Genomic DNA, 25,069 nt, shown 5'->3' on the forward strand with positions numbered 1-25,069 from the left:
CATGATGCGAGTCGGTGCGCGACGGGGGCGCGCGTCGTCGTATCGCTGCGGCGCAGTGTCGTATTTAAGAACGCGAAATTGGCACGTGGATGGCTAATGGTACCAATGTGGTTTATCATCTGCCAACAATGCTGCCGATATGTAACGACCAAGGCGGCATTTCTTTCGGGTGCTCCTGGTGTTCATAAATCGCGTTTCATCCCATCCTGATTTCGTCGCGGACGCCTTGGCGCTGATCGGCGTTCCCGCGTGCGCTTACAGCGCCGGGGGATTGGTGCTTGCGGCGAACGCGGACTTGACCGCCTTGCTGGAATACGACCCCGGCGGCCAGACCGTTGAGACCCTGTTCGCGCGGCACCTGCGCGGCGCCAGCGCCGCGCGCCTGAACGATGCGGAGACGGGGCGGCGCTGGGACAGTTGCCTGGTTTCCGCCAGCGGCAAATACATCGCCGTGCAAGTCTGGACCAAACCACTGCCGGCCGGCGCCGATACGGATGGCGGCACCATCGTGTTCCACGATATCAGCGACGTGCAGCGCTCGCAGCGGGCGTTGCGTAAAACGCTGCTGGAACAGCAGGCCATCCTGGAGAACGCCGCCGTGGGCATCCTGTTCGGCAAGGATGGCCGCATCGCCGAATGTAATATCCGTTGCGCCGAGATGCTGGGCTACAGCCGCGAGGAGTTGGAGGGCGCGCCCAGCGTGACCGTCTATCCGAGCGAGGAGGACTTTCTCAAACTGGGGCGCGAGGCCGGGCCGCCGCTGGCGCAGGGCTTGCCGTTCAAGACGGAACTGGTGTTGCGGCGCAAGGACGGCAGCACATTCTGGGCGCGCCTGTTCGGCCGCGCCATCGATACGATCCACACCAGCGAAGGCACGGTGTGGATCGTCGAAGACATCAACGAGCATCGCATCGACGAGGAAAAGCTGCGCCGCGCGCTGATCGAGCAAAAGGCCATCCTGGACAACGCGTCCATCGGCATCCTGTTTAGTAAAGGCCAGATCGTCCGCAACTGCAACCGGCGCATGGCGGAGATGTTCGGCTACACCGTCGAGGACATGGTTGGCATGCCGGCGTCGGACATGTTCCCGTCGCACGAAAGGTATCAGGCCTTCGCCGTGGAGGCGCGGGCGCAGCTCGACAACGGCAAGCCGTACGAGAGCCCCGCGTTCGAATTCAAGCGCAAGGATGGCGCCTTGATCTGGTGCCGCGTGCGCGCCAACGCGATGAACGAAGTAAACACCGAGGGCGGCGCCATCTGGATCATCGAGGACGTGACCACCACGCGCCAGACGCAGATGGAAGTGGAGGCGATCATGACCAACGCCTCGATGAGCATCCTGTTCACCAAGAACCGCGTCATCACGCGCTACAACCGCGGCTTCGGCGACATGTTCGGCTATCCCGGCGACACCGGCCTGGGGGTTCCCGGGCAGGCGCTGTATCCGTCGCAGGAAGCCTACGAGCGACTGGGCGCCGAGGCCTATCCTTTTCTGTCGACGGCAAAGCCTTTCCAGACCGAGATGGAAATGCGCCGCGCCGACGACACGCGGCTGTGGGCGCAGCTGATCGGCTACGTGGTCAATCCGACCGACCCTGGCCAGGGCACGATCTGGGTGATCGAGGACCGCACCGAGCAAAAACGCGCCGAGGAGGCGCTGCGCAACGCGCTGCTGGAGAACCAGGCCATCCTCGACAGCGCGGTGTTGGGCATCTCGGTGGTGGAGCAGGGGCTCAACCTGCGCTGCAATGCCAAGATGGAGGAATTGTTCGGCTACGCGCCGGGCGAAATGAACCACCTTAGCGTGCAGGCTTTTTATGCCGACCAGTCGGCGTGGCGGGAGGCGCGCGCGGCGACGGCGCAGGATTTCCGCACCGGCCGCGTCAACGTCGCCGAGTATCAACTGGTGCGCAAGGACGGCAGCCGGTTCTGGGCGCGGCTATCGGGCCGGCCGTTCGACCTGGCGCAGCCCGGCGGACGCTCCGTGTGGCTGGTGGACGACATCACCGCGCGGCGCGAGGCGGCCGAAGCGGTCAGCCGCGCGCGCGACGAGCTGGAAGTGCGCGTGCTCGAACGCACGGCCGAACTGGCGGGCGCCAACGCGCTGCTGCAAGGCGAGATCGTCGAGCGCCGTCAGGCCGAGGCGCGCGTGCATCACATGGCCTACCACGACAGCCTGACCGGCTTGCCCAACCGCGCGTTGCTGTCGGACCGGCTGGACCGCGCCATGCTGGCGGCGCAGCGTTCGCAGCGTCAGTTGGCGGTGATGTTCATCGACCTTGACCGCTTCAAGACCATCAACGACTCGCTGGGCCACATGACCGGCGACCAGTTGCTGAAGGAGGTGGCGAGCCGCTTGTGCCGCGCGGTGCGCGCCAGCGACACCGTGGCCCGTTTGGGCGGCGACGAGTTCGTGGTGCTGGTGCCGGGCATCGCCAGCGTGGACGAGGCCAGCCAGGTGGCCGAGAAGATCATCCTGGCGCTGTCCGAGGGCTTCCCGCTGGAGGGACGCAACCTGCACATCACGCCGTCCATCGGCATCTGCGTGTATCCGAACGACGGCGCCGACGTGGCGACCCTGATGCGCCACGCCGACGCCGCCATGTATCACGCCAAGGCGAGCGGCAGGAACAACTACCAGTATTTTAAAGAGGCGATGAACCAGTCGGCGGCGCGCCACTTCGAGCTGGAATCGAGCCTGCGCAGCGCGCTGGCGCTGGACGAATTCACGTTGCACTTCCAGCCGATCATGGATATCGGCACGCGCCGCTTGCATGCGATGGAGGTGCTGCTGCGCTGGCGCCGCGGTAACGCGGAGCTGGTGATGCCGGACAGTTTCATTCCGCTGATCGAGGAAAACGGTTTGATCGTGCCGGTGGGGGAATGGGTGATACGCCAGGCATGCGTGCAGAGCATGACGTGGCAGCGCGAAGGCCTGGTCCCGGTGCCGCTGGCGGTGAACCTGTCGCCGCGCCAGTTCATGCATCGGGGGCTGGTCGAATCGATACGGCGCATCCTCGACGAAACGGGCATCGATCCGTCGCTGCTGGAATTCGAGATCACCGAGACGGCGCTGATGCAGCACGGCGAGCACACGCTGGATGTCCTGGGGCAGATCAACGCGATGGGCATCCGCCTGTCGATCGACGATTTCGGCACCGGCTATTCCAGCCTGGCCTACCTGAAGCGCTTCCCGGTCAAGAAGATCAAGATCGACCGCGCCTTCATCAAGGACTTGGAGGACAGCGCCGAGGACCGCGCCATCGTGGCGGCGATCATCGCGCTGTCGGACAGCCTGCAGTTGTCGGTGGTGGCGGAGGGGGTGGAGACGGAGGGCCAGTACGCGCTCCTGCAGCGCAACGGCTGCCAGTTCGCGCAAGGCTATCTGTTCTCGCCGCCGGTGCCGCATGCGACCGCGCGGCTGCTGCTGCCGCGGCCCCCGATCACGGCCGTTTAGTGGAACAGGCGGCCGCGATCGGGGCGGGGGCGGCGGCGGGGTTAGTCCAGCGTGGCGATCACCGGCGCGTGGTCGGACGGCTGCTCCAGCTTGCGCGGCGCGCGGTCGATGACGCAGGCGCTGCAGCGTGCCACCAGCGCCGGCGACAGCAGGATGTGGTCGATGCGCAGGCCTTTGTTCAGCCGGAAGCCGAGGCCCCGGTAATCCCACCAGCTGAACGATTTTTCGGGCTGTTCGAACAGGCGGTAGGAATCGGTGAGGCCGATGTCGAGCAGGCGGGCGAGGGCGGCGCGTTCCTTCTCGGAAACGTGGACCATGCCTTCCCAGGCGGCCGGATCGTGGACGTCGCGGTCCTCGGGGGCGATGTTGTAATCGCCGACGACGGCCAGTTGCGGGTGCAGGGCGGCCTCTTGCTTGATCCAGTCGTGGAAGGCCGAGAGCCAGCCCATTTTGTATTCGTATTTCTCGGAGCCAACGCTCTGGCCGTTCGGCACGTAGGCGCAGACGACGCGCATGCCGTCGATGGTTGCGGCGAGGATACGTTGCTGTGGATCATCCAGGAGTGGATTGTTTTTGACGACGTCGGTGATCGGCAGCTTGGAAATAATGGCGACGCCGTTGTAAGTTTTTTGCCCGCTGTACACAACATGATAGCCTGCGGCTTCAATAATGCTAGCTGGAAACTTGTCATCCGTTAATTTTGTTTCTTGCAAACAGAGCACGTCTGTTGGATTTTCCGCAAGCCAATTCATAACGTGCGGCAGTCTTACGTTCAGTGAGTTAACATTCCATGTGGCTAGTTTCATCGGGGGAGCAGTGTCCTTGCGGGTTTGGTGGAGGCGATACGCCTATGAAACGCATCTTACCGTAACTTGATTTAACAGATGAGCTTGTCTATTTGTCGTGTTTTATAAAAAAACATGAAATAGAACTTCGCAAGTGTGGTGGTAAGGCATAAAATGTTGCAAAAAGTGTGAAATAAAAAAAGAATTGCTACTTTTGTCTCGTAGTTGTCAAAATTGTACTTCAGTAGGAGACAGAATGGTAAAAGAGAAATATACTGATACAAATTAGTGGAAAACTAGTGTTTCCTATCAGCAACCACAAAATAGCAAGAGCCGTGTATATTATTCATTGTGATGCCGCAATAAGTGATACTATTCGGAAATAACTTGTAGTTTTAACAGTGAATTGCGCGTAGCGCATTTACAAAGGAATTGAAAAATGCGAACTGCATTTGAGGCATGGGCACAGCGCGACGGACATATCGTTCGCCGCCGTGAAGATAAGCCAGAAGAGTATCTGGTCTTTGAGACGCAGCGCCGCTGGGTGATCTGGCAAGCGGCGCTGGAACATGGCAAAACGCCGGGCGGTCGCAAGACCGCCGCGCAAAAGGAGGCGGCCGCCGCCGAAAAGCGCGCAGCGGAAGCGCTGCAACGTCCACCGGTTATCAATTCCGACGAGGCCGCCGTCCGCAACCAGGTGTTGAACGAAGTGCTCGACGCTTTCTCCACCCTCGGTGGCGAGCGCGGCATGGATGACATCCTGAAGGTGGTGCAGGGCTTGAAGAAGAAGCAGGAACAGGAACAGGGCAATGTCGAGGAACGTGTGGCCAAGTCGGCGCAGGTGCGTCAAAACGCCTGACCTGATGACACGCTTCCGGCATTACAAGGGCGGCCTCTACGAGTTGGTGTGCGAGGCCACCCTGGAGTCCGACCTGAGCACCATGATTGTTTACCGCGCGCCCGACGGGTCCATCTGGGCGCGGCCGAAAGACGTGTTTTTTCAACTCATCGAGGTCGATGGCGTAAAAGTGCAACGCTTTACGCCTCTTGATTGAGCGAATCAATTCGCGCCCGGCTTGCTACACTGTGTCTGTATCTACTTTAGAGGCAGACCATGTTTCTCCGCCCCGTCGCCGCGTGCACCGCGCTGCTGGCCATGCTCGCATGCGCCGGTTGCGCGTCCCTCACTGAATCGACCCAACAGAATGTGCTGGTGCAGACCGTGCTCGATCACCGCGAGATCGGCGGCGTTGGCTGCGTGTTGTATAACGATGTCGGTAAGTGGTTCGTCACCACGCCGGCCCGCGTGACCCTGCGCAAGAGCGCGGCCCCGCTGCGCATCGATTGCCAGAAGGAGGGCGCGGCCTGGGCTTACGAGAAGGTCGATCCCAAGGTGAACGGCAATTTGTGGGGCAATGTGATCTTGACGGCGGGTGTCGGCTATGTCATCGACCGCAACACGGGCGCGGGCTACGATTATCCGTCGATCCTGACGGTGGTGATGCGTCCGGCCGAGGGCAGGGATGAGGGACCGCCGCCGGCGGCCGGGGTGACGTTGTATTGAGCGGGTATGCGGTGTAAGGGACGCTGTGTTTGCGGCGCATAAATGGCGGATTACGGCGTTCCGCCTAATCCGCCCTACGTGCCTCCGTGGTTTTCACCGGTCCCGGCGCATCTGGCCACCGCCATTGATGAATTCTGAACCACGTAGGGCGGATTAGCGCAGCCTAATCCGCCAAGCGCCGCCGGGGACCCCGGCGGCGGATCGCGGCGCTTACGAACCGGCGCGGCCGATCAGGAAGTTCGACAGCAGCGGCACCGGACGGCCGGTCGCGCCCTTCGCGCCGCCCGATTTCCATGCGGTGCCGGCGATGTCCAGGTGCGCCCAGGTGTACTTGCGCGTGAAGTTCTCCAGGAACGCCGCCGCCGTGCACGAGGCGCCGCCCGGCGTGCCGATGTTGGCCAGGTCCGCGAAGTTCGACTTCAGCTGCTCGTTGTACTCCTCGCCGATCGGCAGGCGCCACGCGGTGTCGCTCGAGGCTTTGCCGGCGGCCATGATCTCGTCGGCCAGCTGGTTGTGGACGTCGTCGTCGCGCGTGAACAAGCCGCTCTTGTGGTGGCCCAGCGCGACGATGCAGGCGCCCGTCAAGGTGGCGATGTCGATCACGGCGGCGGGGTTGAAGCGCTCGGCGTAGGTCAGCGCGTCGCACAGCACCAGGCGGCCTTCGGCGTCGGTGTTGAGGATCTCGATGGTCAAGCCGTTCATCGAGGTGACGATGTCGCCCGGCTTGGTGGCGCGGCCCGACGGCATGTTCTCGCAGCTGGCGATCACGCCGATCACGTTCAGTTTCAGGTCCATCTCGCCGATGGCGCGGAAGGTGCCCAGCACCGAGGCGGCGCCGCCCATGTCGTACTTCATTTCGTCCATGCCGGGACCCGGCTTGAGCGAGATGCCGCCGGTGTCGAAGGTGATGCCCTTACCGACCAACACCACCGGAGCGTCCTTTGACTTGCCGCCCATGTGCTTGAGGATGATGAACTTCGGCGGCTGCTCGCTGCCGTTGGTGACCGACAGGAAGCTGTTCATCTTCAGCGCTTCGAGCTGTTTGCGGTCCAGGATCTCGACGTCGAACTTGTAGTCCTTGGCCAGTTTTTTTGCGGTGTTGGCCAGGTGGGTCGGGGTGCAGACGTTGGCCGACAGGTTGCCCAGCTCCTTGGTCAGGTCCATGCCATTGGCGATGGCCACGGCCTGCGCCAGCGCCAGCTTGGTGGCGGGGCTGCTCGGCACCGCCAGGGCGATCTTCTTGACGCCGGCCGGTGCCGGGTCCTTCTTGCTTTTCTGGCCGTCGGTGCGGAACGCGGCTTCGTGGGCGCTCTGCACCACGCAGCGGATCGCCCAATTGACGTCGCGCTCTTTCACTTCGGTCATCGGCAGTGCGATAATAGCGTCGCTCGTGCCCAGGGCCGAGAAAGCCTTCAAGGCCGCGGAAACGCCGCTGGCGAAGCTTTTCTCGCTGACTGCGTCGTCGCTGCCCAGGCCGACCAGCAGCACGCGCTCGGCACTGGCGCCCTTGACGCCGCGCAGCAGCAACGTGGTGCCGGCCTTGCCGCTGATGTCGCCGGACTTGAGCGCGGCCGTGATGTCACCGGAACCGTCCAGTGCTTTGGCAGCTTGCGACAGCTTTTTATTCTCGAACACCGCCACGGCGACGACGCCCGTTTTGGCCGAGTTGATGGTGTTTTTTGTGTCGAATGCTTTTATGCTAAAGTCCATTTGATTCTCCGTGTCGTGTACGAATTGCCAGCCCCTTGGCCTGATTGGCCGGGCTGTTATTAACTTGTGGCCCTGTGACGAGCCCTTAACTACCGAATTATAACTTTCGAATGATCTTTCAACGCACCCTACGACGTGAAATGGCCAGCACCGCCTTCGCCAGCTTCACGATCCTGTTCAGCGTTTGCGTTACCTGGACCTTGATCGGCATCCTCGGCAAGGCCGCCGGCGGCAAGGTCGCCTCCAGCGACGTCGTCGCGCTGATCCTTTTCGCAACGGTGAATTATCTGCCAACTATCCTCATCCTCACCAGCTTTATTTCGGTGCTGATGGTGGTCACGCGCAGCTATCGCGATTCCGAGATGGTGGTGTGGTTCGCCTCCGGCTTGAGCCTGACCCGCTGGATCGCGCCGGTGCTGACCTTCGGCCTGCCGATGGTGCTGCTGACGGCGGGCCTGAGCTTCGTCGCCGCGCCGTGGGCCAAGGAAAAAAGCGCGGAGTACGTCGAGCGCTTCGCCAAGCGCGAAGACCTGCAAAAGGTCTCGCCCGGCCAGTTCCGCGAATCGTCGTCGGCCAACCGCATCTTCTTCGTCGAAGGCGTCGCCGGCGACACGTCGGTGGTGCAGAACGTGTTCGTCAACACGGTCGACAAAAACGGCACGGCGGTCATCGTCGCGCGCGAGGGCGTGATTTCGACCGGACCGAAAGGGGAGCGCTACCTGGTGCTCAAGAACGGCCGGCGCTACCAGGGCATGCCGGGCCAGTCCGACTTCCAGACCATGGAGTTCGATACCTACAGCATGCGCGTGACCAGCCAGTCGCAGGATCTCGACTCCGAGCGCGACACCGACGCCGTGCCGACCATGACGCTGCTCACCGATGCCACCAATTCCGGCCGCGCCGAGCTGCTGTGGCGGATCGCCTCGCCGCTGACCTGCCTGGTGCTGGTGCTGCTGGCGATCCCGCTGGGATTCGTCAATCCGCGCGCCGGCAGTTCGGCCAACCTGATTATCGCGCTGCTGATCTTCTTCTCGTACACCAACGCGGTCAAGCTGGTCGAGGCCAGCGTCAGACAGGGCAAGTTCACGTTCGCGCTGTCGTGGTGGCCGTTGCACCTGATGGCGGCATTGACGGTTCTCGGTCTGTTCGCATGGAGGCTCAATCTGAATCACCGTTATCACCCGCTGGCGTTGCTGGCGGCGATGAAGCGTTCGCGCAATGCGAATAAAAAGGCGGTGGCGCCATGAGGATCCTGCAACGCTACTTCGCGGTCACCATCTTCCAGGCGGTGGCCTTCGTGCTGGTCGCCTTCCTGGCGCTGCAAGCGTTCATGGACCTGACCGGCGAACTGCCGCGCGTCGGCAAGAACGGCTACGCGATCCAGTATGTGCTGTTGTTCGTGGCGGTCAAGCTGCCGGGCCATGTGTACGAGGTGATGCCGCTGGCGGCGCTGATCGGCACCATCTATACGATGGCGCAGTTCGCGTCGACGTCCGAGTTCACCATCATGCGCGCCTCCAGCATGACCACCGGAATGGTGGCGTGGATGCTGGCCAAGATCGGTGTCGTGCTGGTGATTATCACCTTCATCTTCGGTGAGTTGATCACGCCGCGCACCGCGCCGCTGGCGGAAAAAATCAAACTCAGTGGACGCGGCACGACGATTTCGACCGAGTTCCGTTCCGGCCTGTGGACCAAGGATATCGTCAAGTCCGAAGGCATGACCGGGGAAGTGATCGGTTCGCGCTTCTTCAACGTGCGCGAGGTGCGCCCGGACGGCAAACTGGTCGACGTCAAGCTGTACGAGTTCGATAACAACTTCCGCCTGCGTTCCATCACGGTGGCCAAGAGCGGCACTTACCAGGGTACGAACAAGTGGCTGCTGTCGGACGTGAAGGAAAACATCTTCACCAATCCGGCGCTGCTCAAGCCGGGCAGCCAGGCCAATCTGGCGAACAACTATGAGCAGGGCAGCAGCATGATCGAGACGCGCACCAGCGCCACCAAGGAGCTGCTGTCCGAGATCACACCGCGCATCCTGTCGGTGTCGCGCTCCGATCCGGAGCGCATGTCCGCCAGCGAGCTGGCGCTGTACACCCGCCACTTGCAGGAGAACAAGCAGGAGACGGAACGCTTCAAGATCGCGTTCTGGAAAAAACTGTTCGATCCGCTGGCGATCTTCGTGCTGATGGCGTTGGCGCTGCCGTTCGGCTACCTGCACACCCGCAGCGGCGGTGTCAGTCTCAAGATTTTCGTTGGCATCATGATCGGCGTTAGCTACCTGCTGGTCAACACCTTGTTCTCGCACCTTGGTTTGTTGAGCACCTGGCCGGCCGCACTGACGGCGATCGCCCCGAGTTTAATTTTCCTGCTGCTGGCGCTGGGCGCCTTGTGGTGGGTGGAGCGACATTAGATGAATAGCATCGTGAGTAGCAGCGTGAACAAACAAGCACTGGTGCTTTTCGCGCACGGCGCGCGCGCCGCGTCGTGGGCGGCGCCGTTCGAACGCCTGCGCGACCTGACGCAGGCGCGCACGCCGGATGTCCCGGTATCGCTGGCGTTCCTGGAGTTGATGGAGCCGCGCCTGCCGGAGCAGGTGGCCGCGCTGACGGCCGGCGGCGTCACCCATATCACGGTGGTGCCGGTGTTTTTGGGGCAGGGCGGCCATGTATTGCGCGACCTGCCGCTGATGGTCGATCAATTGCGCATCGATTATCCGCAAACCACGATCAACGTGGTCGAAGCGGCCGGCGAGAACGCGGCGGTGCTCAACGCGCTGTCGGATTACTGCGTCGCGTCCCTGGCACCTCCACTTACTACTTCCTCGGGACCAGTTTGATCTCGTAAAGCTTGGGCCACAGTTTGCCGGTGACGAACAGGCGTTTTTTGTCGCCGTCCCAGGCGATGCCGTTCAAGACGTTTTCGGTGTTGAGACCTTTCCCGGCCTCCGGATACAGCTTGCCCAGATCGATCCAGCCGACGATCTTGCCGGTGTTCTGATCGATGCGGGCGATCGTGTTGGTATGCCAGATATTGGCGAAGATCTCGTCGCCCACCACTTCCAGCTCGTTGATCTGGTCGACCGCGATGCCGTCGGCCGTCACCTTCACGCGGCGCACTTCGAGGAAGGTCTTCGGATCGAGGAAGCGCAGGGTCGCGCTGCCGTCGCTTAACACCAGCTCCTTGCCGTTTTGCGCCAGGCCCCAGCCCTCGCCCGGATAGGCGAACTGGTTGCGCAGGTCGAAGGTGGCGAGGTCGAAGACGAAGCCGGTCTGCGTTTGCCAGGTGATGCTGACCAGCGTGTCCTTCCAGGCGGTCAGGCCCTCGCCGAAGTACTGCGGCGGGATGTCCTTGCTTTGCAGGACCTTGCCGGTCTCCAGGTTCACCTTGCGGATCGACGATTTGCCGTTCAGGCCCGTGCTCTCGTAGAGAAAACCGTCGCGGTACAGCAGGCCCTGGGTGAACGCCTGCGGGTCGTGCGGGTAGCTGCGCACGACCTTGAAGTCGTAGGTCGGTATCGAGGGGGCGGCCAGCGCGCCGGCGGCCGGCAGCAGGGAAAGCGGCAGGGAAAGCAGGAGCGGGGTTGTAATGCTTTTTATTTGCACAATTCGTTTCACTGTCAGGCTACCGTTGAATTCTGTAGTTCGACCATGGCGTCGAGGGTCGTGCCGGGGCCCGCGAATTCGGCCTCGATGCAGGCGCGCGCCTCCGGCGACAGGATCAGGCCGACCGCCTGGCGACGCATTGCCTCCGCCGCGTCGATTTCGCCACAGCCGGCCAGCAGTTCGAGCAGCAGACGCACTTCGGCCATGTAGTTGTAGACGGTGGCCAGCAGGTCGGACATGCCTTCGTCGGTGAGCAGCTGGAGCTGGGCGACGTGGGCGTTGACTTCGCCCGCGTAGGCCGCCAGGTGTTTTTCCGGCTCGGGAAGGTAGCTGCGCGCCAGCGCGTAGTCGCCGCAGGCCATCATCGACGTCAGCGCCGAGTTGGCGCATTCCGCCGCCAGCGGCGCCGGCAGCTGCTTGAACAGCAGCCAGGTGTTTTGCAAGTCACCCAGTTTGTCGTTGATGGCGCGGATGTCGTTGAAGAGGATGGCGTCGCCGCCGTCGGCCATCAGCCGATCCGTGAGGCGCTGGCGCAGCGCGACCAGCGCTTGCCGCGCCGGCAGGTGTTCCTCGGCCAGCTTGGCCCAGGCGCTCAGCACATAGGACAGCCGCAGCGGCGCCACTTCCGTGTCGCGCACGGACGTGGCGTCGAACAGCCAGATATAGTCCTTCAGGGCGGTGTCGAACTCGCCGGCGGAATGGGCGCCCCAGGCGCGCTCCAGAACTTCGTGAACATTATCCATTACTACCTCTTATGAGATGAATGGACATTCTATTACGGATTTCGGGGAATCAGGCGCCGAGCTGGCGGTCTATTGCGCCGCTGATCTCCGCTTCGAGGCGTTGATGCGAGCGGCTTTGCATGGCGTCGCCCAGCATCACCAGCACCGGACCATGGGCTTCGCCCAGCCCCAGGGCCAGCGCGGCGATGGTCAGGCGGCGGATGCGCTGGTCCGGACGGCTGCAGTTTTCGATGACGACGACCGGGGTGTCCGGACGGTGGCCGTGCGCCAGCAGGCGTTCGGCGGTGGCGATGGCTTCGCGCCCGCCCATGTACTGCACCAGGGTGTCGGTGTCGGGGATGGCGTCGTGGTGTGCTTCGTCCGGCGCCGTCGACGAGGTGAAAAAGGCCACGCTGCGGGCCACGCCGCGTTTGGTCAGCGGTTGCTTGCTGGCGGCGGCGGCGGCGACGGCGGTGGTGATGCCGGGGACGATTTCGACATCGATGCCGGCTTCCTCCAGCGCGCGCAGCTCCTCGTCGGCGCGGCCGAACAGCATCGGGTCGCCGCCCTTGAGGCGCACCACCAGCGCATGGCGCTGGGCGTTCTCGACCAACTGTTGGTTGATGACCTGCTGCGCGGTCGAGCGCTGGCCACTGCGTTTGCCGACCGAGATTTTCTCGGCCTGCGGGCACAGCTCCAGCATCTCCGGGGTCACCAGCGCGTCGTGCAGCACGACGTCGGCTTGCGCCAGCAGGCGCGCGCCGCGCATGGTGATGAGGTCCTGGGCGCCGGGGCCGGCGCCGATCAAATAGACTTTTCCGAGAGATGCCATTGCCATACCGTGGATTACCGTTTTATTCCGAAAGGCGAATCATACCCGCCGCGACGGTCTGGTGGGTCACTTCGTCGATCAGGATAAAGGCGCCGGTGGCACGGATGTCGGCATAGGCGTCGGCCGCCAGCGGCTGCTGGACGGTCAGTCCGATGCGGGCGATGTCGTTCAGCTTCAGGCCATCGGCGGCGTGGCGCTGCTGGGTGTTGATGTCCAACAGCGAGTCGATGCCGGTGATCTTGGCCGAGGTCTGCTTGGTGCCGTGCTTGATCCAGTACTTGCGGCGCTGGTCCAGCGGCTCGTCGGACATCCAGCAGACGTCCGCCTTCAAGGTCTTGAGCAGGGTGGCCGGCTGTTCGACATTGGCCAGCAGGTCGCCGCGCGAGATGTCCAGGTACTCGTTCAGCAGCAGCGTGATCGATTGACCGACCACCGCCGACTGGTGCGAGCCTTCCAGCGTGACGATGTCCTTGACGGTGGCGCTCTGGCCGGACGGCTGCACCACCAGCTTGTCGCCGACGCTGACCTTGCCGGCCTCGATGCGGCCCATGTAGCCGCGGAAGTCGTTGGCTTCGTGGCCGTTGTGGCGCGCAACCAGCTGCACCGGGAAGCGGAACGGCGCGTCATGCGATTCGTCGTAGACCGACAGCGACTCGAGCAGCTCGATCAGGGTCGGGCCTTTGTACCAGCTCAGTTTTTCGCTGGCGTCGACGACGTTGTCGCCGCTCAGGGCCGACAGCGGGATCGGCGTGATGTCCTTCAGGCCCAGCGTGGCGGCGAACTCGCCGTAGGCCTTGACGATGCGGTCGTAGATCGCCTGGTCGTAGTTCACCAGGTCCATCTTGTTGACGGCGACGACCACGTGCTCGATCTGCAGCAGGTGGGCGATGGTCGAGTGGCGCTTGGTCTGGATCAGCAGATCCACGCCGCCGTCCTCGCGCAGCTTCACTTTCGACACGTCGATCAGGATGATGACGGCATCGGCGGTCGAGGCGCCCGTCACCATGTTGCGCGTGTACTGCTCGTGGCCCGGGGTGTCGGCGATGATGAACTTGCGCTTCGGCGTGGCGAAGTAGCGGTAGGCCACGTCGATGGTGATGCCTTGTTCGCGTTCGGCTTCCAGGCCGTCGGTCAGCAGCGACAGGTCGACGGCGTCGCCGACGGTGCGCTTGTGCTTGGAGCGCGACATCGCGTCCAGCTGGTCGGCGAAGATGCCTTTGCTGTCGAACAGCAGGCGGCCGATCAGGGTGCTCTTGCCGTCGTCGACGGAACCGGCGGTGATGAAGCGCAGCAGGCCGCGCTCCGTCTTGGTTTCTACTTGGTTGGTGCTAGCGTTCATCAGAAGTATCCTGCTTTTTTACGTTTTTCCATCGAGGCCTCGGAGGTCTGGTCGTCCATCCGGGTGGCGCCGCGTTCGGTGATCTGGGTGATGGCGGTTTCCGCGATGATCGCCTCGACCGTCGCCGCGTCCGACGACACCGGGCAGGTGCAGGAGATGTCGCCCACGGTGCGGAAGCGCACCACTTGGGTTTCGACGGTCTCGCCTTCGCGCGGCGGGGTCAGGTCGGTCAGCGGCACCAGCAGGCCGTTGCGCGGGATGACCTGGCGCTCGTGGGCGAAGTAGATCGGCGGCAGTTCCAGTTTTTCGCGGGCGATGTATTGCCACACATCGAGCTCGGTCCAATTCGAGATCGGGAACACGCGCATGTTCTCGCCCGGGTGCACCCGGGTGTTATACAGGTCCCACAATTCCGGACGCTGCGATTTCGGGTCCCACTGGCCGAATTCGTCGCGGAAGGAGAAGATGCGCTCCTTGGCGCGGGCCTTTTCCTCGTCGCGGCGGGCGCCGCCGATGCAGGCGTCGAAGCCATGTTCGGCGATCGTCTCGAGCAGGGTGACCGCTTGCGCGGCGTTGCGCGAATCGGTTTGCGGATTGCGCAGGCGCACCGTGCCTTTTTTGATCGAATCCTCGACCGAGCCGACGATCAGGCGCTCGCCCAGTTCGGCCACGCGCTTGTCGCGGAAGGTGATCACCTCGGCGAAATTGTGGCCGGTGTCGACGTGCACCAGCGGGAACGGGAATTTACCGGGGCGGAAAGCCTTCTCCGCCAAACGCAGCAAGACCACCGAGTCCTTACCACCCGAGAACAGCAGGGCGGGGTTGCTGCATTCGGCCGCCACTTCGCGCAGGATGTGGATCGCTTCCGATTCGAGGGCGTCGAGGTGGCGCGCATTCAGGAGCACGTCGTGTACGTTGTTTTCAACTAAAGCGTTCATTGGACTAGCCTATTGTTTTTGTGGTGCGCATGAAGTCTTCTTCTGCTGCCACGGATTTAATACGTATGAGCTTACCGTCGACCATGTGCAGGCCGCATTCCTTCGAGTCCGGGTTTTCCCACCACCAGCGGCCGGCGCGCACATCCTCGCCCGGTTCCACCGCGCGGGTGCATGGCGCGCAGCCGATCGACGGATAGCCCTGGTCGTGCAGCGCATTGTAAGGCACGCCGTTGTCGCGGATGTAGTTCCAGACGTCTTCCTCCGACCAATCGGCCAGCGGATTAAACTTGGTCATGCCGTGCGCCGGGTCGTCCTCCTGCACGTGCAGCTCGGCGCGGGTGGCCGACTGCGCGCGGCGCTGGCCGGTGACCCAGGCCTTCTTGCCGGCCAGGGCGCGGCCCAGCGGCTCGACCTTGCGGATGCGGCAGCACTCGCGGCGCATCTCGACGCTGTCGTAGAAGGCGTTGAGGCCATTCTGCGCGACGTAGGCGTCGACCGCTTCGGGTTGCGGCTTGTACAGTGCGATCTCGTAGCCGTCGTAATGCTCTTTCACCTTGTCGAGCATCGCCAGCGTCTCGGGATGCAGACGGCCGGTTTCGAGCGAGAAGATGCCGATATCCAGTTTGGATTTCAGGATCAAATCGGTCAGCACCATGTCTTCGGCCGCCAGGCTGGAGGCGAAGACCGCCGGGGAAAAATCGCTGGCGATGCGCGACAGCGTGGCGCTGCTGTCGGCAATCAGCTTGCTCAGGTCACTCATTCAAACTCCAATCAGATTCCGGCGCCGTCGTTGTTGGCGGCCGGGGCGGCGACACCCGAGGTGCGGGCGTGGCGGCGGTACAGCGGCAGCTTCTGGTCGACCGACGCCTGGTAGGTCTCCGAGAAATCGGACAGGCCCTTGAGCGCGTCGTGGATGCTGCGGTCCGGGCGCGTGGCGTAGGCGTTGAAGCCGACGCGCTGCATCTGGAACAGCTGGTCGCGCAGCACGTCGCCGATGGCCCGCAGTTCACCGGTCCAGCCCAGGCGGATACGCAGGTTGTAGGCGATCGAGTAGCCGCGGCCGTCGGTGAATTTCGGGAAGTCGACGGCGATGACGGCGAACTTGGACAGGTCGTCCTTGATCGCTTCCGGACGTTCGTCGCTGGCGATCCAGACGCCGATCTCCCCGGCGGCGGCGCGCGCGGCCAGCAGCTCGCGCTGCACCAGCCACAGGCTTTGCGGCACGATCACTTTGCCCTCGGGGACGGCGACGGTGGCCGGGTCGATTTGCGGCGCGCCTTCGACCGGCTCGGCCAGGCGCAGCACCTGCCAATCGTCCTCGACGACTTCACGGCCCTTGATGATCAAATTTTTCGCTGCTTCAGACATATTCATCCTCTCCTACCAGGCGACCGGATTTCTCGGCGATCGGCGTGGCGTATACAAATTCCTTGAACGGCGCGATGCCGAGGCGCTGCGCGCAGGCGGCGAACGATTCGTCCTCGAAGCGCTCGCGCACATAGACCTGCAGCAGGCGGGCGATCACTTCCGGCATTTGCAGCGCGGAGAACGATGGTCCGATGATCTTGCCGATGGCGGAGTGGTTGCCCTGCGAGCCGCCGATCGACACCTGATACCATTCGCTGCCGTCCTTGTCGACACCGAGCACGCCGATGCTGCCGACGTGGTGGTGGCCGCAGGCGTTGATGCAACCGGAGATATTCAGCTCGATCTCGCCGATGTCGTGCTGGTAGTCGATGTCGTCGAAGCGCTCGGCGATGGCGGCGGCGATCGGGATCGACTTGGCGTTGGCCAGCGAGCAGAAGTCGCCGCCCGGGCAGCAGATCATGTCGGTCAACAGGCCGATGTTCGGCGTCGCCAGGCCCTTGGCCTTCACTTGCTGCCACAAGGTGAACAACTGCGACTGTTCGACGTCGGCCAGCACGATGTTCTGCTCGTGCGTGACGCGCAGTTCGCCGAAGCTGTATTTGTCCGACAGGTCGGCCATGAAGTCGATCTGTTCGGCGGTGGCGTCGCCCGGCGGCACGCCGGTCTTTTTCAGCGACAGCACCACGGCCGCGTAGCCGGGCTGCTTGTGCGGCTTGACGTTGCGGTTGACCCAGTTGGCGAAGGCCTTGCTGCCGGCCGCCTCGGGCGCGGCGGTGACGTCGCTGTCGTCCAGCTGCTTGTAGGCCGGCGGCTGGAAGTAGTCGATCACGCGCTGCATCTCTTCGACGGTCAAGGTTTCCGGACCATCTTTGAGGTCGACCCATTCGGCTTCGACCTGGCGGGTGAATTCCTCGACGCCGATGGCCTTCAGCAGGATCTTGATGCGGGCCTTGTACTTGTTGTCGCGGCGGCCGTACTGGTTATACACGCGCATGACGGCTTCGGTGTAGGTCAGCAGGTGCTGCCACGGCAGGAATTCGCGGATCACGCTGCCCAGGATCGGGGTGCGGCCCATGCCGCCGCCGGCCATGAATTTGAAGCCGATCTCGCCGGCTTCGTTGCGCACCACGGTCAGGCCGATGTCGTGCACGGCGATGGCGGCGCGGTCTTCGACGGCGCCGTTGATGGCGACCTTGAACTTGCGCGGCAGGGCGATGAATTCCGGGTGGAAGGTCGACCACTGGCGCAGCACCTCGGCGTACGGGCGCGGATCGATGATCTCGTCGGCGGCGACGCCGGCGTATGGATCGGACGTGGTGTTGCGGATGCAGTTGCCCGAGGTCTGGATGGCGTGCATCTCCACCGAGGCCAGGTCGCTCAGGATGTCCGGAGTCTGTTCCAGCTCGATCCAGTTAAACTGGATGTTCTGGCGGGTGGTGAAGTGGCCATAGCCGCGGTCGTACTTGCGGGCGATGTGGGCGAACATGCGCATTTGCTTGGACGACAACAAACCGTATGGCACGGCGATGCGCAGCATGTAGGCGTGACGTTGCATGTACAGGCCGTTCTGCAGGCGCAGCGGCACGAATTCGGCTTCGGTCAGCTCATCGGAGAGGCGGCGCCGTACCTGGTCGCGGTACTGTGCGATGCGTTCACGCACGATAAGATGGTCGTACTGGTCGTATTGATACATATTCTTCCTAGATAGTAGCTTGCTAGAATCCCCACACTAGCGCTAATAGTAATAAACTTCGTCTTTATTCCAAACGACTTAGTCTTTATTTGCTTATATAAGGATTGGGCATAAGCATGGACGCTAATAATTTTAAGATGGGCCAAGACTAGATGAACCTTCACCAACTGCGCTTCGTGCGCGAGGCCGTACGCCAGAACTACAACCTGACCGACGCCGCCAAGGCCCTGTTTACCTCCCAGCCCGGCGTGTCGAAGGCGATCATCGAGCTGGAGGAGGAGCTCGGCGTCGATATCTTCACCCGTCACGGCAAGCGTATACGGGGCTTGACCGAGCCAGGCCGGCTGGTGCTGGAGTCGGTGGAGTTGATTATGCAGGAAATCGACAGCCTCAAGCGCATCGGCAAGGAATACGCGGCCCAGGACAGCGGCAGCTTCACCATCGCCACCACACACACGCAGGCGCGCTACACGTTGCCCAAGGTGGTGCAAGCCTTCATGCTGAAGTTTCCCAAGGTGCGCTTGTCTTTGTTGCAAGGAAATCCCCAGCAGATCGCCGAAATGGTCCAACGCGACCAGGCCGACCTGGCCATCGCCACCGAATCCATCGCCGGAATTACCGGGCTGATAACGTTGCCATGTTATCAATGGGAGCATGTGGTGGTGGTGGCGCCGGACCATCCTTTGCTCAAATCCAAGCAGGTGACCTTGGAAGAAATTGCCGCATTCCCCATCATCACGTACGATGGCGCCTTCGCCGGCCGCAGCAAGATAGACCACGCGTTTTCCCTGCGCGGGCTGAAGCTGGACGTGTTGCTGGAGGCCATAGACGCCGATGTGATCAAGACCTATGTCGAGTTGGGCATGGGGATTGGTATCATAGCGGGTATGGCCTATGACGCCGAGCGCGACAAGAACCTGCGCGCCATCCCTGTCGGCCACCTGTTCGGCATGAATGTGTCGCGGGTGGCGGTCAAGCAGGGCGCCTATCTGCGCAGCTATATATATACCTTTATTGAACTGCTGGCCCCCACGCTCAACCGCAAGTTGATCGAGCAGGCCATGAGCGGTGAAAAAGAGCACTACGAACTGTAACTAGAAAGCACTACCATGATTACCAATCAGTTGGCACAATTCTATGCCGTCAATGCCGACAACTACGACCAGGTCTACGCGCGCGAAGAGCGCTTCGACGACCTGGACGACCTGCAGGAAATGGTCGCCGAGCTGTTCCAGGGCCACAAGGTGCTGGAGCTGGCCTGCGGCACCGCCTATTGGACCGATTTGATCGCCGAGGTGGCCGAGTCCGTGCACGCCACGGATCTGCTGCCGGAAATGATCGCGCTGGCCGAGACGCGCGGCCTGGACGAGGACGTCGTGACCTTCGGCGTGATGGACGCGTTCAACCTGCCCGATGACCTGGAGGGCAAGTACACCGCCGTGTTCGCCGCCGGGCTGTGGACCCACGTCAAGCGCGAGGACCAGGAAAAATACCTGAAGACCCTGCGCGCCAAGCTGGGCAAGGACGTGATGCTGGTGCTGCTCGACGAGTCCTATGTCGACGGCGACACGATGGTGTTCGCGCGCACCGACCTGGAAGGCAACACCTTCCAGATCCTGACGGCCGACGACGGCCAGCGCTACGAGGTGATGCACAACTACCTGACCGACAGCACCCTGCGCAAGCGCTTCGCGGCGTCGGCCAAGCAGATCCGCATCGAACGGCTGCAGTACTACTACCTGTTGAGCTGCAAGCTGAAGTAAGTTTGGTCTGCACGCGGTGTTGCCGCGTTACCTTTTTTTTCACTACTGATGTTGATTTACAACAAATTGGTGTTGTCACATTGTTGAAGTAATTGATAGGCATGATTCGCCCCGTGCAGCTTTCTTTCAACCTTCAGTAGAGAACATCAAGTGAAAAAACTTACTCTGGCAGCAATGATCATCGGCGGTTTCGCAGCGCAGGCGCAAGCTCAATCGAACGTAACGATCTACGGTATCGTCGATGCCGGTATCGTCAGCGAGCGCGGCGGCGCGGCCGGCAGCGTGACCAAAGTCACCAGCGGTATCGGCAGCCAGTCCCGTTTGGGTTTCCGCGGCACCGAAGATCTGGGCAATGGCCTGTCGGCCATCTTCCAGATCGAGACCGGCCTGAAAGTCGATGACGGCACCCTGGACAACACCAACAGCGCGCTGTTCAATCGCCAGGCATTCGTCGGTCTGCGCAGCAAGGAAGCCGGCACCCTGACCCTGGGTCGCCAGTACACGATGCTGTACAACGCCATGAGCCAAGTGGCCGACCCGTTCGGCGCCGGCTATGCCGGTTCGATCAAGAACTTGTTTCCGACCGCCGGCGCCAACACCCGCGTCAGCAACGCCGTGGTCTACGCCACCCCTGTGTTCTCGGGCTTCAGCGCCGAAGCGCTGTACGCGCTGGGCGAGCAGGCCGGCAGCAGCGAAGCCGGCCGTCAATTCGGCCTGGGCCTGAACTACGGTCAAGGCCCGCTGAACGCGCGTCTGGTCTACAACAACCGTAACAACGACACCGTCGCCGTCGGCACCACCCCGGCCGCGAACCGTGACTCGGGCCGCAACACGCTGTTCGCCGCCAACTACGACTTCAAAGTCGTCAAGGCTTACTTCGCCTACGGCGTTGACAAGGGTCTGAACAGCGCCGCGCTGCCGGTGGCCAACGCTTACGGCTACGCCGTCGCCCCGCGCGCCAGCCTGGATAGCAACGACATTCTGGTCGGCGTGCAAGTGCCGGTCGGCAGCGGCACCATCATGGCCTCGGCGATCCGCAAGAACGACAAGACCCGCTTCAATCAGGATGCCGATCAGTGGGCCGTGGGTTACCTGCACGCGTTGTCGAAGCGTACCGGTGCTTACATCGCCTACGCCAAGATCAAGAACAAGAACGGCGCCGGCTACACCGTCGGTAACAACAACGAAGCCGGTACGGGCGACAAAGCCTTCAACGTTGGCGTGCGTCACTCGTTCTAAGCGGTATCGACGGCGCTTTCCTGGGACCGCAGCGGCAACCGGATGATAATCCGGGTGCCGCTGTCGCTGAGGATGGAAATGTCGCCGTGCAGTGCCCAGACCCGTTCGCGCATCCCGATCAGGCCGAAGGACGATGCCTTGTCCATGTCATGTTCGGCGATGCCGCGACCGTCGTCGTGTATCGAAATTTGCAGCGACGATTCCGAACGCCGCAAGGTTAGCTCGACGTTTTGCGCCTCCGCGTGGCGCGTGATGTTGGTCAGCGCTTCCTGCGCGATGCGGAAGATGGCCGTGCTGTAGGCGTCATCGAGTATCAAATCCTCTTCGTTCGCGTGCAACCGGCAGGAGATGCCGTAGCGCGACACGAATTCCTGGCGCAGACTTTCCAGCGCAAAATACAAACCTCCCTCGTCGAGCGCACGCGGCCGCAGATTGCTGGCGATGCGCCGCAACGACGTGATGGCCGACATCAGCAGATCGTCCATGCCCGCCTGCAGCTTGCGCGCGGCCGGATCGCCGCTCGACTGCTGCTGAAGCAGCGCCAGATCGACCCGCAACGTCGCCAGCAGTTGGCCGAGATCGTCGTGCAGTTCGCGCGCGATGTGCTTGCGCTCCTCTTCCCGTATCGTTTGCAGGGCCGCCGACAGCTCGCGCAACTGCGAATACGATTGCTCGAGCTGTTCCTGCACCTGCTTGCGTTCGGTGATGTCGCGCAGGATGATGGTGTAGATCTGGTGGCCGTTTTCCGATAGCGAGGAGATCGAGCCCTCGAGCGGGAAGTGCTGGCCGTTGGCCTTCATGCCGGTGACCGCGTAGTCGCTGGCGCGGCGGCCCTTCATGCGCAGGCGGATGCCGGTCGAACCGAAGTAGTGGGTGGACGAGGTGCCGCCGGTATGGCGCTGGTCGCGCGGAATGAATTGCTGTAGCGGCACGCCCTCCATCGATTGCACGGTGGTGCCGAACATGGCGGCGGCCGACGGATTGGCTTGCAGGATGTGCTGATGCTCGTCGGTGATGATGATGGCATCGCTGGCATGCTGGATGATGCCCCGGCTGCGCTTGTGCGCGGCGGAGGTGGCGCTGGAGCACAACCAGCCCATGCGCCACGACAGGCGGGCGAACAAGGCTGCGCCGACACTGATGACGGGCAGCTTGAATAACGATCTGGCTTGGCCGGGCATTTTCATGCGGCATCCCTCAGCCGGAAGAGGGGCGGCTGCAACACAAACAGTATGGCAGCCTGATTTCGCCCTTTTGATATGTCTCAATCCTGCGCCGGGCGGGCGCTATCTTCCTTGATCGGTCCTTACATCTGCTTGAACAAATGCAGGAAACTGCGGCTCACTTCCAGCTTGTCCGATTTACCCTTGATCATGACAAGATGGCGGCCGCGGATGTCGCGTGTAACGCCTTCGATGGCGTTGACGTTGACCAGCGTGGCGCGGTGGATTTGCCAGAACAGCGCCGGATCGAGTTCCTCCGCCAGGTCGCGCACCGGCTTGCGGATCAGCGCCTCGTAGCGCTCGGTCTGCACGCAGGTGTATTTTTCGTCGGAGCGGAAGAACAGGATTTCCTCGACCGGAATCATGCGCAGGTCCTGGCCGATGCTGGCCTGAATCCATTGTAAATACGCCGGTTTCGGCGCGGTGATTTTCTCCGCCAGTTGCGACAGCATTGCCGTCACGCTGGCGTTGACGTCCGCCGCGGGCTTGCTCAGGCGGGTCTTGAGGCGGTCGACGGTGATCTGCAAACGCTCCGGCTCCGGCGGTTTGAGGACGTAATCGACGGCGCCGCGTTCGAACGCCTCGACCGCGTAGGCATCGTAGGCCGTCACGAAGACGATATGGCTTTTGTTGCCGATCACGGTGGCCGCTTCCATGCCGGTCTTGCCCGGCATGCGGATATCGAGGAAGGTGAAGTCCGGCTTGAGCTGGTCGACCAGTTCGATCGCCTCGTCGCCGTTCTTGGCTTCGCCGATAATGTCCAATTCGGGCCAGACTTGGCCCAGGCGCATGCGCAATTGATCGCGCATCAAACGTTCGTCATCGGCAATGATTGCTGTAGGCATGGGTGGTTTTAGGTTATTAAGTGTGAGTGATTATTTGGTCAATTATTCAACGAATCCGCGCAATAATCAATCGCTCTTATTTCGGCTCGTGTTTGGGTTCTTTATTGGCCAGCTGATACGGCACCTCGATCGTGGCGATGACGCCGCTCGGGCTGTTGGCCGCGATCAGCAACTGGCCCTGATCGCCGTGCAGTAGTTTCAGGCGCTCGCGGATGGTCATCAGGCCCAGCCCGGTGCCGTCGCTGGGCACCGCGCCAAAGCCGAGGCCGTCGTCGCTGACGATGACGCGCAATTTGTTGTGGGCGACATCGGCGCGTACCTTCAGCGTGCCGCCCTGGGGCTTGGCTTCGAGGCCGTGCTTGATGGCGTTTTCCACCATCGATTGCAGCATCATCGGCGGGAACGCGGCGCTGCGCAGGCCGTCGGGGATGTCGAAGTCGACCGTCAACCGTTCTTCCATGCGCATTTTGAGCAGGTTCAGATAGGCCACGACCATGTCGGCTTCGCGGCCGAGGTTGGTGATCAGCGCGTTGTCGCGCATTTGCGGCAGCACCGCGCGCAGGTATTTGATCAGGCTGCGCTGCATGGCCGAGGCGCGCGGCGGGTCCGTTTCGATCAGGTGCTCGACCGAGGCCAGCGTGTTGAACAAAAAGTGCGGTTCGACTTGCGCCTGCATCATTTGCATCTTCGCTTCGCTGAGCTGGCGCTGCATGGATTCGCGTTCGACGGCGGCGTTGGCGGTCAGCGTTTCCGCCTCGGCGCGTTTTTTGCCGCCCATGAGCGCCTTGGTGCCGAACAGGGCCAGCACCAGCAAGGTGACGAAGCTGCGGAACCAGGTCGAGGCCTGGCCGTGGTAGCGGGCCACTTTCTGCTCGGCCGCGTCGTCGACCGCCTCTTCGATGGCGTTGGATAATTCTTCGCCGATTTGCGGCGGCAGATCGATGTGGACCTCTTCGCCAGGCAGGGTGGGCAGGGCGGGGACGGCCGGAGTGATGGTTTTGTCGCCCTTGCCGCTTTTGTCGTGGGGTGCCGCAGGTTCGGCCGGCTCGGCGGGCGCTTCGGGCGCCGCCGGTTCGGTCGGCGGGGCCGGCTCGGCCGGTTCGGCGCGGGGAGCGCCGTTCTCGTCCACACTGCTTTCGGCCTTCTCCGCATCCTTATTACGCTTGCCGCGCATGTTAAAGCGAATGCCGCTGTCGTCGATCACGATATTGGTGTCGGCGCCTTTGCGTTTCTTGTCGCTGCGGACCAGTTCTTCTTGAACCGGGCTCGACGAAAACAGTTCGTCCTGAAGAATCGAGCCGGCGATCAGCATCAATACGGCGAACACCAGAAACTTCCACCACGACAACTGGGTCACCCAGGTGGCGGTCGCGTCGAAGCCGTGATGCAGCCAAGCGGCGGCCGTTTTCAGGGTGTCTTGCGTTTTAGGCATAGGAAACATGTAAGGCTTTCACTCTTGAGTACGAGGCAAGTGTAACGAGTTTTGTGACGGTGCAACTGTAACGGTGATGGCGGTGATACGCCATGGCCATGCGACAGTCTGCAAGAAATAGGGAGTGGACGGCGCGGGGAGGGGACAGAAAATAGGTCTTGCCAAGCCTGTGGGCGCTTTGCTATAGTTCGCCTCCTCGCAAAACGACGCACACAAAACAAGGTGTTGCAGAGTGAAGCGAGCGAAAGAAGATGTGGTTTGAGGGGTTGACGAAATAAGCGAAACGCCTCATACTCTTTCTTCTGCGCTGACGAACAAAACGATTTGTCAAGCGTGCAAGCAGTACCGAACAAAGTTCTTTAAAAATTAACAGTCGATAAGTGTGGACGTTTGATGAAAGTGCACGCGGAGCTTCGGTTCCGCGATACTTAAAATATCAAATGTTCACAAGAAGTAATGAAATAGGCGCTATGAAAATAGTGGCCTGTCAGTATTTTGAGTGAGCGACCCGTGAGAAATCACGGTGCTACGAAAGTAGCAAATAAACAGAGATT

Annotated in this window: 23 protein-coding genes; 10 read left to right on the top strand and 13 right to left on the bottom strand. The window is 62.1% G+C overall.

Features of this window, described 5'->3' with window-relative positions:
- Window positions 1-178 precede the first annotated feature (178 nt).
- A complete protein-coding gene (locus AC07P1_RS14365) occupies window positions 179-3,457 on the top strand; it encodes a bifunctional diguanylate cyclase/phosphodiesterase (RefSeq protein WP_494696433.1) in 3,279 nt (1,092 codons plus the stop codon).
- A 41-nt stretch (window positions 3,458-3,498) separates the two neighbouring features.
- On the opposite strand, the gene xth is transcribed toward AC07P1_RS14365, so the two are convergent.
- Window positions 3,499-4,263, bottom strand: coding sequence for an exodeoxyribonuclease III (xth, locus tag AC07P1_RS14370; RefSeq protein WP_494696434.1), 765 nt, complete (start codon window positions 4,261-4,263; stop codon window positions 3,499-3,501).
- 418 nt (window positions 4,264-4,681) lie between these two features.
- On the opposite strand from xth, the gene AC07P1_RS14375 reads away from it, so the two are divergent.
- Genes AC07P1_RS14375 through AC07P1_RS14385 form a run of 3 tightly spaced genes read left to right on the top strand, consistent with a single transcriptional unit; the run spans window position 4,682 to window position 5,806 of the window.
- Window positions 4,682-5,101, top strand: a complete 420-nt coding sequence (locus AC07P1_RS14375) for a phiTE_015 family protein (RefSeq protein ID WP_494696435.1) — start codon at window positions 4,682-4,684, stop codon at window positions 5,099-5,101.
- Between the two features lie 4 nt (window positions 5,102-5,105).
- Window positions 5,106-5,297: a DUF1653 domain-containing protein gene (locus tag AC07P1_RS14380; protein WP_471704870.1), complete on the top strand. Its 192-nt coding sequence runs from the start codon at window positions 5,106-5,108 to the stop codon at window positions 5,295-5,297.
- A gap of 59 nt (window positions 5,298-5,356) precedes the next feature.
- Window positions 5,357-5,806 carry a hypothetical protein gene (locus AC07P1_RS14385; RefSeq protein WP_494696436.1) on the top strand — a complete coding sequence of 150 codons (450 nt, stop codon included), beginning with the start codon at window positions 5,357-5,359 and terminating at the stop codon, window positions 5,804-5,806.
- Window positions 5,807-6,016: 210 nt separating this feature from the next.
- Here the strand turns inward: AC07P1_RS14385 and AC07P1_RS14390 are convergent, their stop codons facing one another.
- Window positions 6,017-7,516, bottom strand: coding sequence for a leucyl aminopeptidase (locus tag AC07P1_RS14390; RefSeq protein WP_494696437.1), 1,500 nt, complete (start codon window positions 7,514-7,516; stop codon window positions 6,017-6,019).
- Between the two features lie 110 nt (window positions 7,517-7,626).
- Between AC07P1_RS14390 and lptF the strand changes: the two genes are divergently transcribed.
- Genes lptF through AC07P1_RS14405 form a run of 3 tightly spaced genes read left to right on the top strand, consistent with a single transcriptional unit; the run spans window position 7,627 to window position 10,355 of the window.
- On the top strand, window positions 7,627-8,763 hold the full coding sequence (lptF, locus tag AC07P1_RS14395) for an LPS export ABC transporter permease LptF (protein ID WP_494696438.1): 1,137 nt from the start codon (window positions 7,627-7,629) through the stop codon (window positions 8,761-8,763).
- The gene (gene lptG / locus AC07P1_RS14400) at window positions 8,760-9,929 is read left to right on the top strand and encodes an LPS export ABC transporter permease LptG (protein ID WP_494696439.1); all 1,170 of its coding nucleotides are present in this window, start codon (window positions 8,760-8,762) and stop codon (window positions 9,927-9,929) included. Before lptF ends, lptG begins: the two co-directional genes overlap by 4 nt.
- A 24-nt stretch (window positions 9,930-9,953) precedes the next feature.
- Window positions 9,954-10,355: a sirohydrochlorin chelatase gene (locus AC07P1_RS14405; RefSeq protein ID WP_494696440.1), complete on the top strand. Its 402-nt coding sequence runs from the start codon at window positions 9,954-9,956 to the stop codon at window positions 10,353-10,355.
- Here the strand turns inward: AC07P1_RS14405 and AC07P1_RS14410 are convergent.
- The 8 genes from AC07P1_RS14410 to AC07P1_RS14445 are packed head-to-tail and all read right to left on the bottom strand — an operon-like array spanning window position 10,333 to window position 18,013.
- Window positions 10,333-11,121, bottom strand: coding sequence for a glutaminyl-peptide cyclotransferase (locus AC07P1_RS14410; protein ID WP_494696441.1), 789 nt, complete (start codon window positions 11,119-11,121; stop codon window positions 10,333-10,335). The genes AC07P1_RS14405 and AC07P1_RS14410 overlap by 23 nt on opposite strands.
- A 14-nt stretch (window positions 11,122-11,135) precedes the next feature.
- Window positions 11,136-11,864: a hypothetical protein gene (locus AC07P1_RS14415; protein WP_494696442.1), complete on the bottom strand. Its 729-nt coding sequence runs from the start codon at window positions 11,862-11,864 to the stop codon at window positions 11,136-11,138.
- Window positions 11,865-11,913: 49 nt separating this feature from the next.
- The gene (cobA, locus tag AC07P1_RS14420; RefSeq protein WP_494696443.1) at window positions 11,914-12,675 is read right to left on the bottom strand and encodes a uroporphyrinogen-III C-methyltransferase; all 762 of its coding nucleotides are present in this window, start codon (window positions 12,673-12,675) and stop codon (window positions 11,914-11,916) included.
- 22 nt (window positions 12,676-12,697) lie between these two features.
- Window positions 12,698-14,014: a sulfate adenylyltransferase subunit 1 gene (locus AC07P1_RS14425; RefSeq protein WP_494696444.1), complete on the bottom strand. Its 1,317-nt coding sequence runs from the start codon at window positions 14,012-14,014 to the stop codon at window positions 12,698-12,700.
- Window positions 14,014-14,952, bottom strand: coding sequence for a sulfate adenylyltransferase subunit CysD (cysD, locus tag AC07P1_RS14430; protein ID WP_494696445.1), 939 nt, complete (start codon window positions 14,950-14,952; stop codon window positions 14,014-14,016). The genes AC07P1_RS14425 and cysD overlap by 1 nt, the downstream gene beginning before the upstream one ends.
- A 4-nt stretch (window positions 14,953-14,956) precedes the next feature.
- The gene (locus AC07P1_RS14435) at window positions 14,957-15,712 is read right to left on the bottom strand and encodes a phosphoadenylyl-sulfate reductase (RefSeq protein ID WP_494696446.1); all 756 of its coding nucleotides are present in this window, start codon (window positions 15,710-15,712) and stop codon (window positions 14,957-14,959) included.
- Window positions 15,713-15,723: 11 nt separating this feature from the next.
- Entirely contained in the window at window positions 15,724-16,320 is a 597-nt protein-coding gene (locus AC07P1_RS14440) for a DUF934 domain-containing protein (RefSeq protein WP_494696447.1), read from the bottom strand.
- Entirely contained in the window at window positions 16,313-18,013 is a 1,701-nt protein-coding gene (locus AC07P1_RS14445) for a nitrite/sulfite reductase (RefSeq protein WP_494696448.1), read from the bottom strand. Before AC07P1_RS14445 ends, AC07P1_RS14440 begins: the two co-directional genes overlap by 8 nt.
- A gap of 152 nt (window positions 18,014-18,165) precedes the next feature.
- Here AC07P1_RS14445 and AC07P1_RS14450 point away from each other — a divergent pair, with 152 nt between their 5' ends.
- The 3 genes from AC07P1_RS14450 to AC07P1_RS14460 all read left to right on the top strand — a co-directional run bounded on the left by AC07P1_RS14450 (window position 18,166) and on the right by AC07P1_RS14460 (window position 21,015).
- Window positions 18,166-19,107, top strand: coding sequence for a CysB family HTH-type transcriptional regulator (locus AC07P1_RS14450; protein WP_315220941.1), 942 nt, complete (start codon window positions 18,166-18,168; stop codon window positions 19,105-19,107).
- Between the two features lie 15 nt (window positions 19,108-19,122).
- A complete protein-coding gene (locus AC07P1_RS14455) occupies window positions 19,123-19,776 on the top strand; it encodes a class I SAM-dependent methyltransferase (RefSeq protein ID WP_315220939.1) in 654 nt (217 codons plus the stop codon).
- A 150-nt stretch (window positions 19,777-19,926) separates the two neighbouring features.
- Entirely contained in the window at window positions 19,927-21,015 is a 1,089-nt protein-coding gene (locus AC07P1_RS14460; protein ID WP_494696449.1) for a porin, read from the top strand.
- Here AC07P1_RS14460 and AC07P1_RS14465 read toward each other — a convergent pair.
- The 3 genes from AC07P1_RS14465 to AC07P1_RS14475 form a co-directional block, all read right to left on the bottom strand.
- Window positions 21,012-22,202 (bottom strand): sensor histidine kinase, encoded by a 1,191-nt coding sequence (locus AC07P1_RS14465; RefSeq protein WP_494696450.1) that lies wholly within the window; start codon window positions 22,200-22,202, stop codon window positions 21,012-21,014. The genes AC07P1_RS14460 and AC07P1_RS14465 overlap by 4 nt on opposite strands.
- A gap of 119 nt (window positions 22,203-22,321) precedes the next feature.
- Window positions 22,322-23,083 (bottom strand): LytR/AlgR family response regulator transcription factor, encoded by a 762-nt coding sequence (locus AC07P1_RS14470; RefSeq protein WP_315220936.1) that lies wholly within the window; start codon window positions 23,081-23,083, stop codon window positions 22,322-22,324.
- Window positions 23,084-23,159: 76 nt separating this feature from the next.
- On the bottom strand, window positions 23,160-24,524 hold the full coding sequence (locus AC07P1_RS14475; protein WP_494696451.1) for a sensor histidine kinase: 1,365 nt from the start codon (window positions 24,522-24,524) through the stop codon (window positions 23,160-23,162).
- Between the last annotated feature and the right edge of the window lie 545 nt (window positions 24,525-25,069).

It is taken from the genome of Duganella sp. GW821-FHT07F09 (assembly GCF_059418705.1).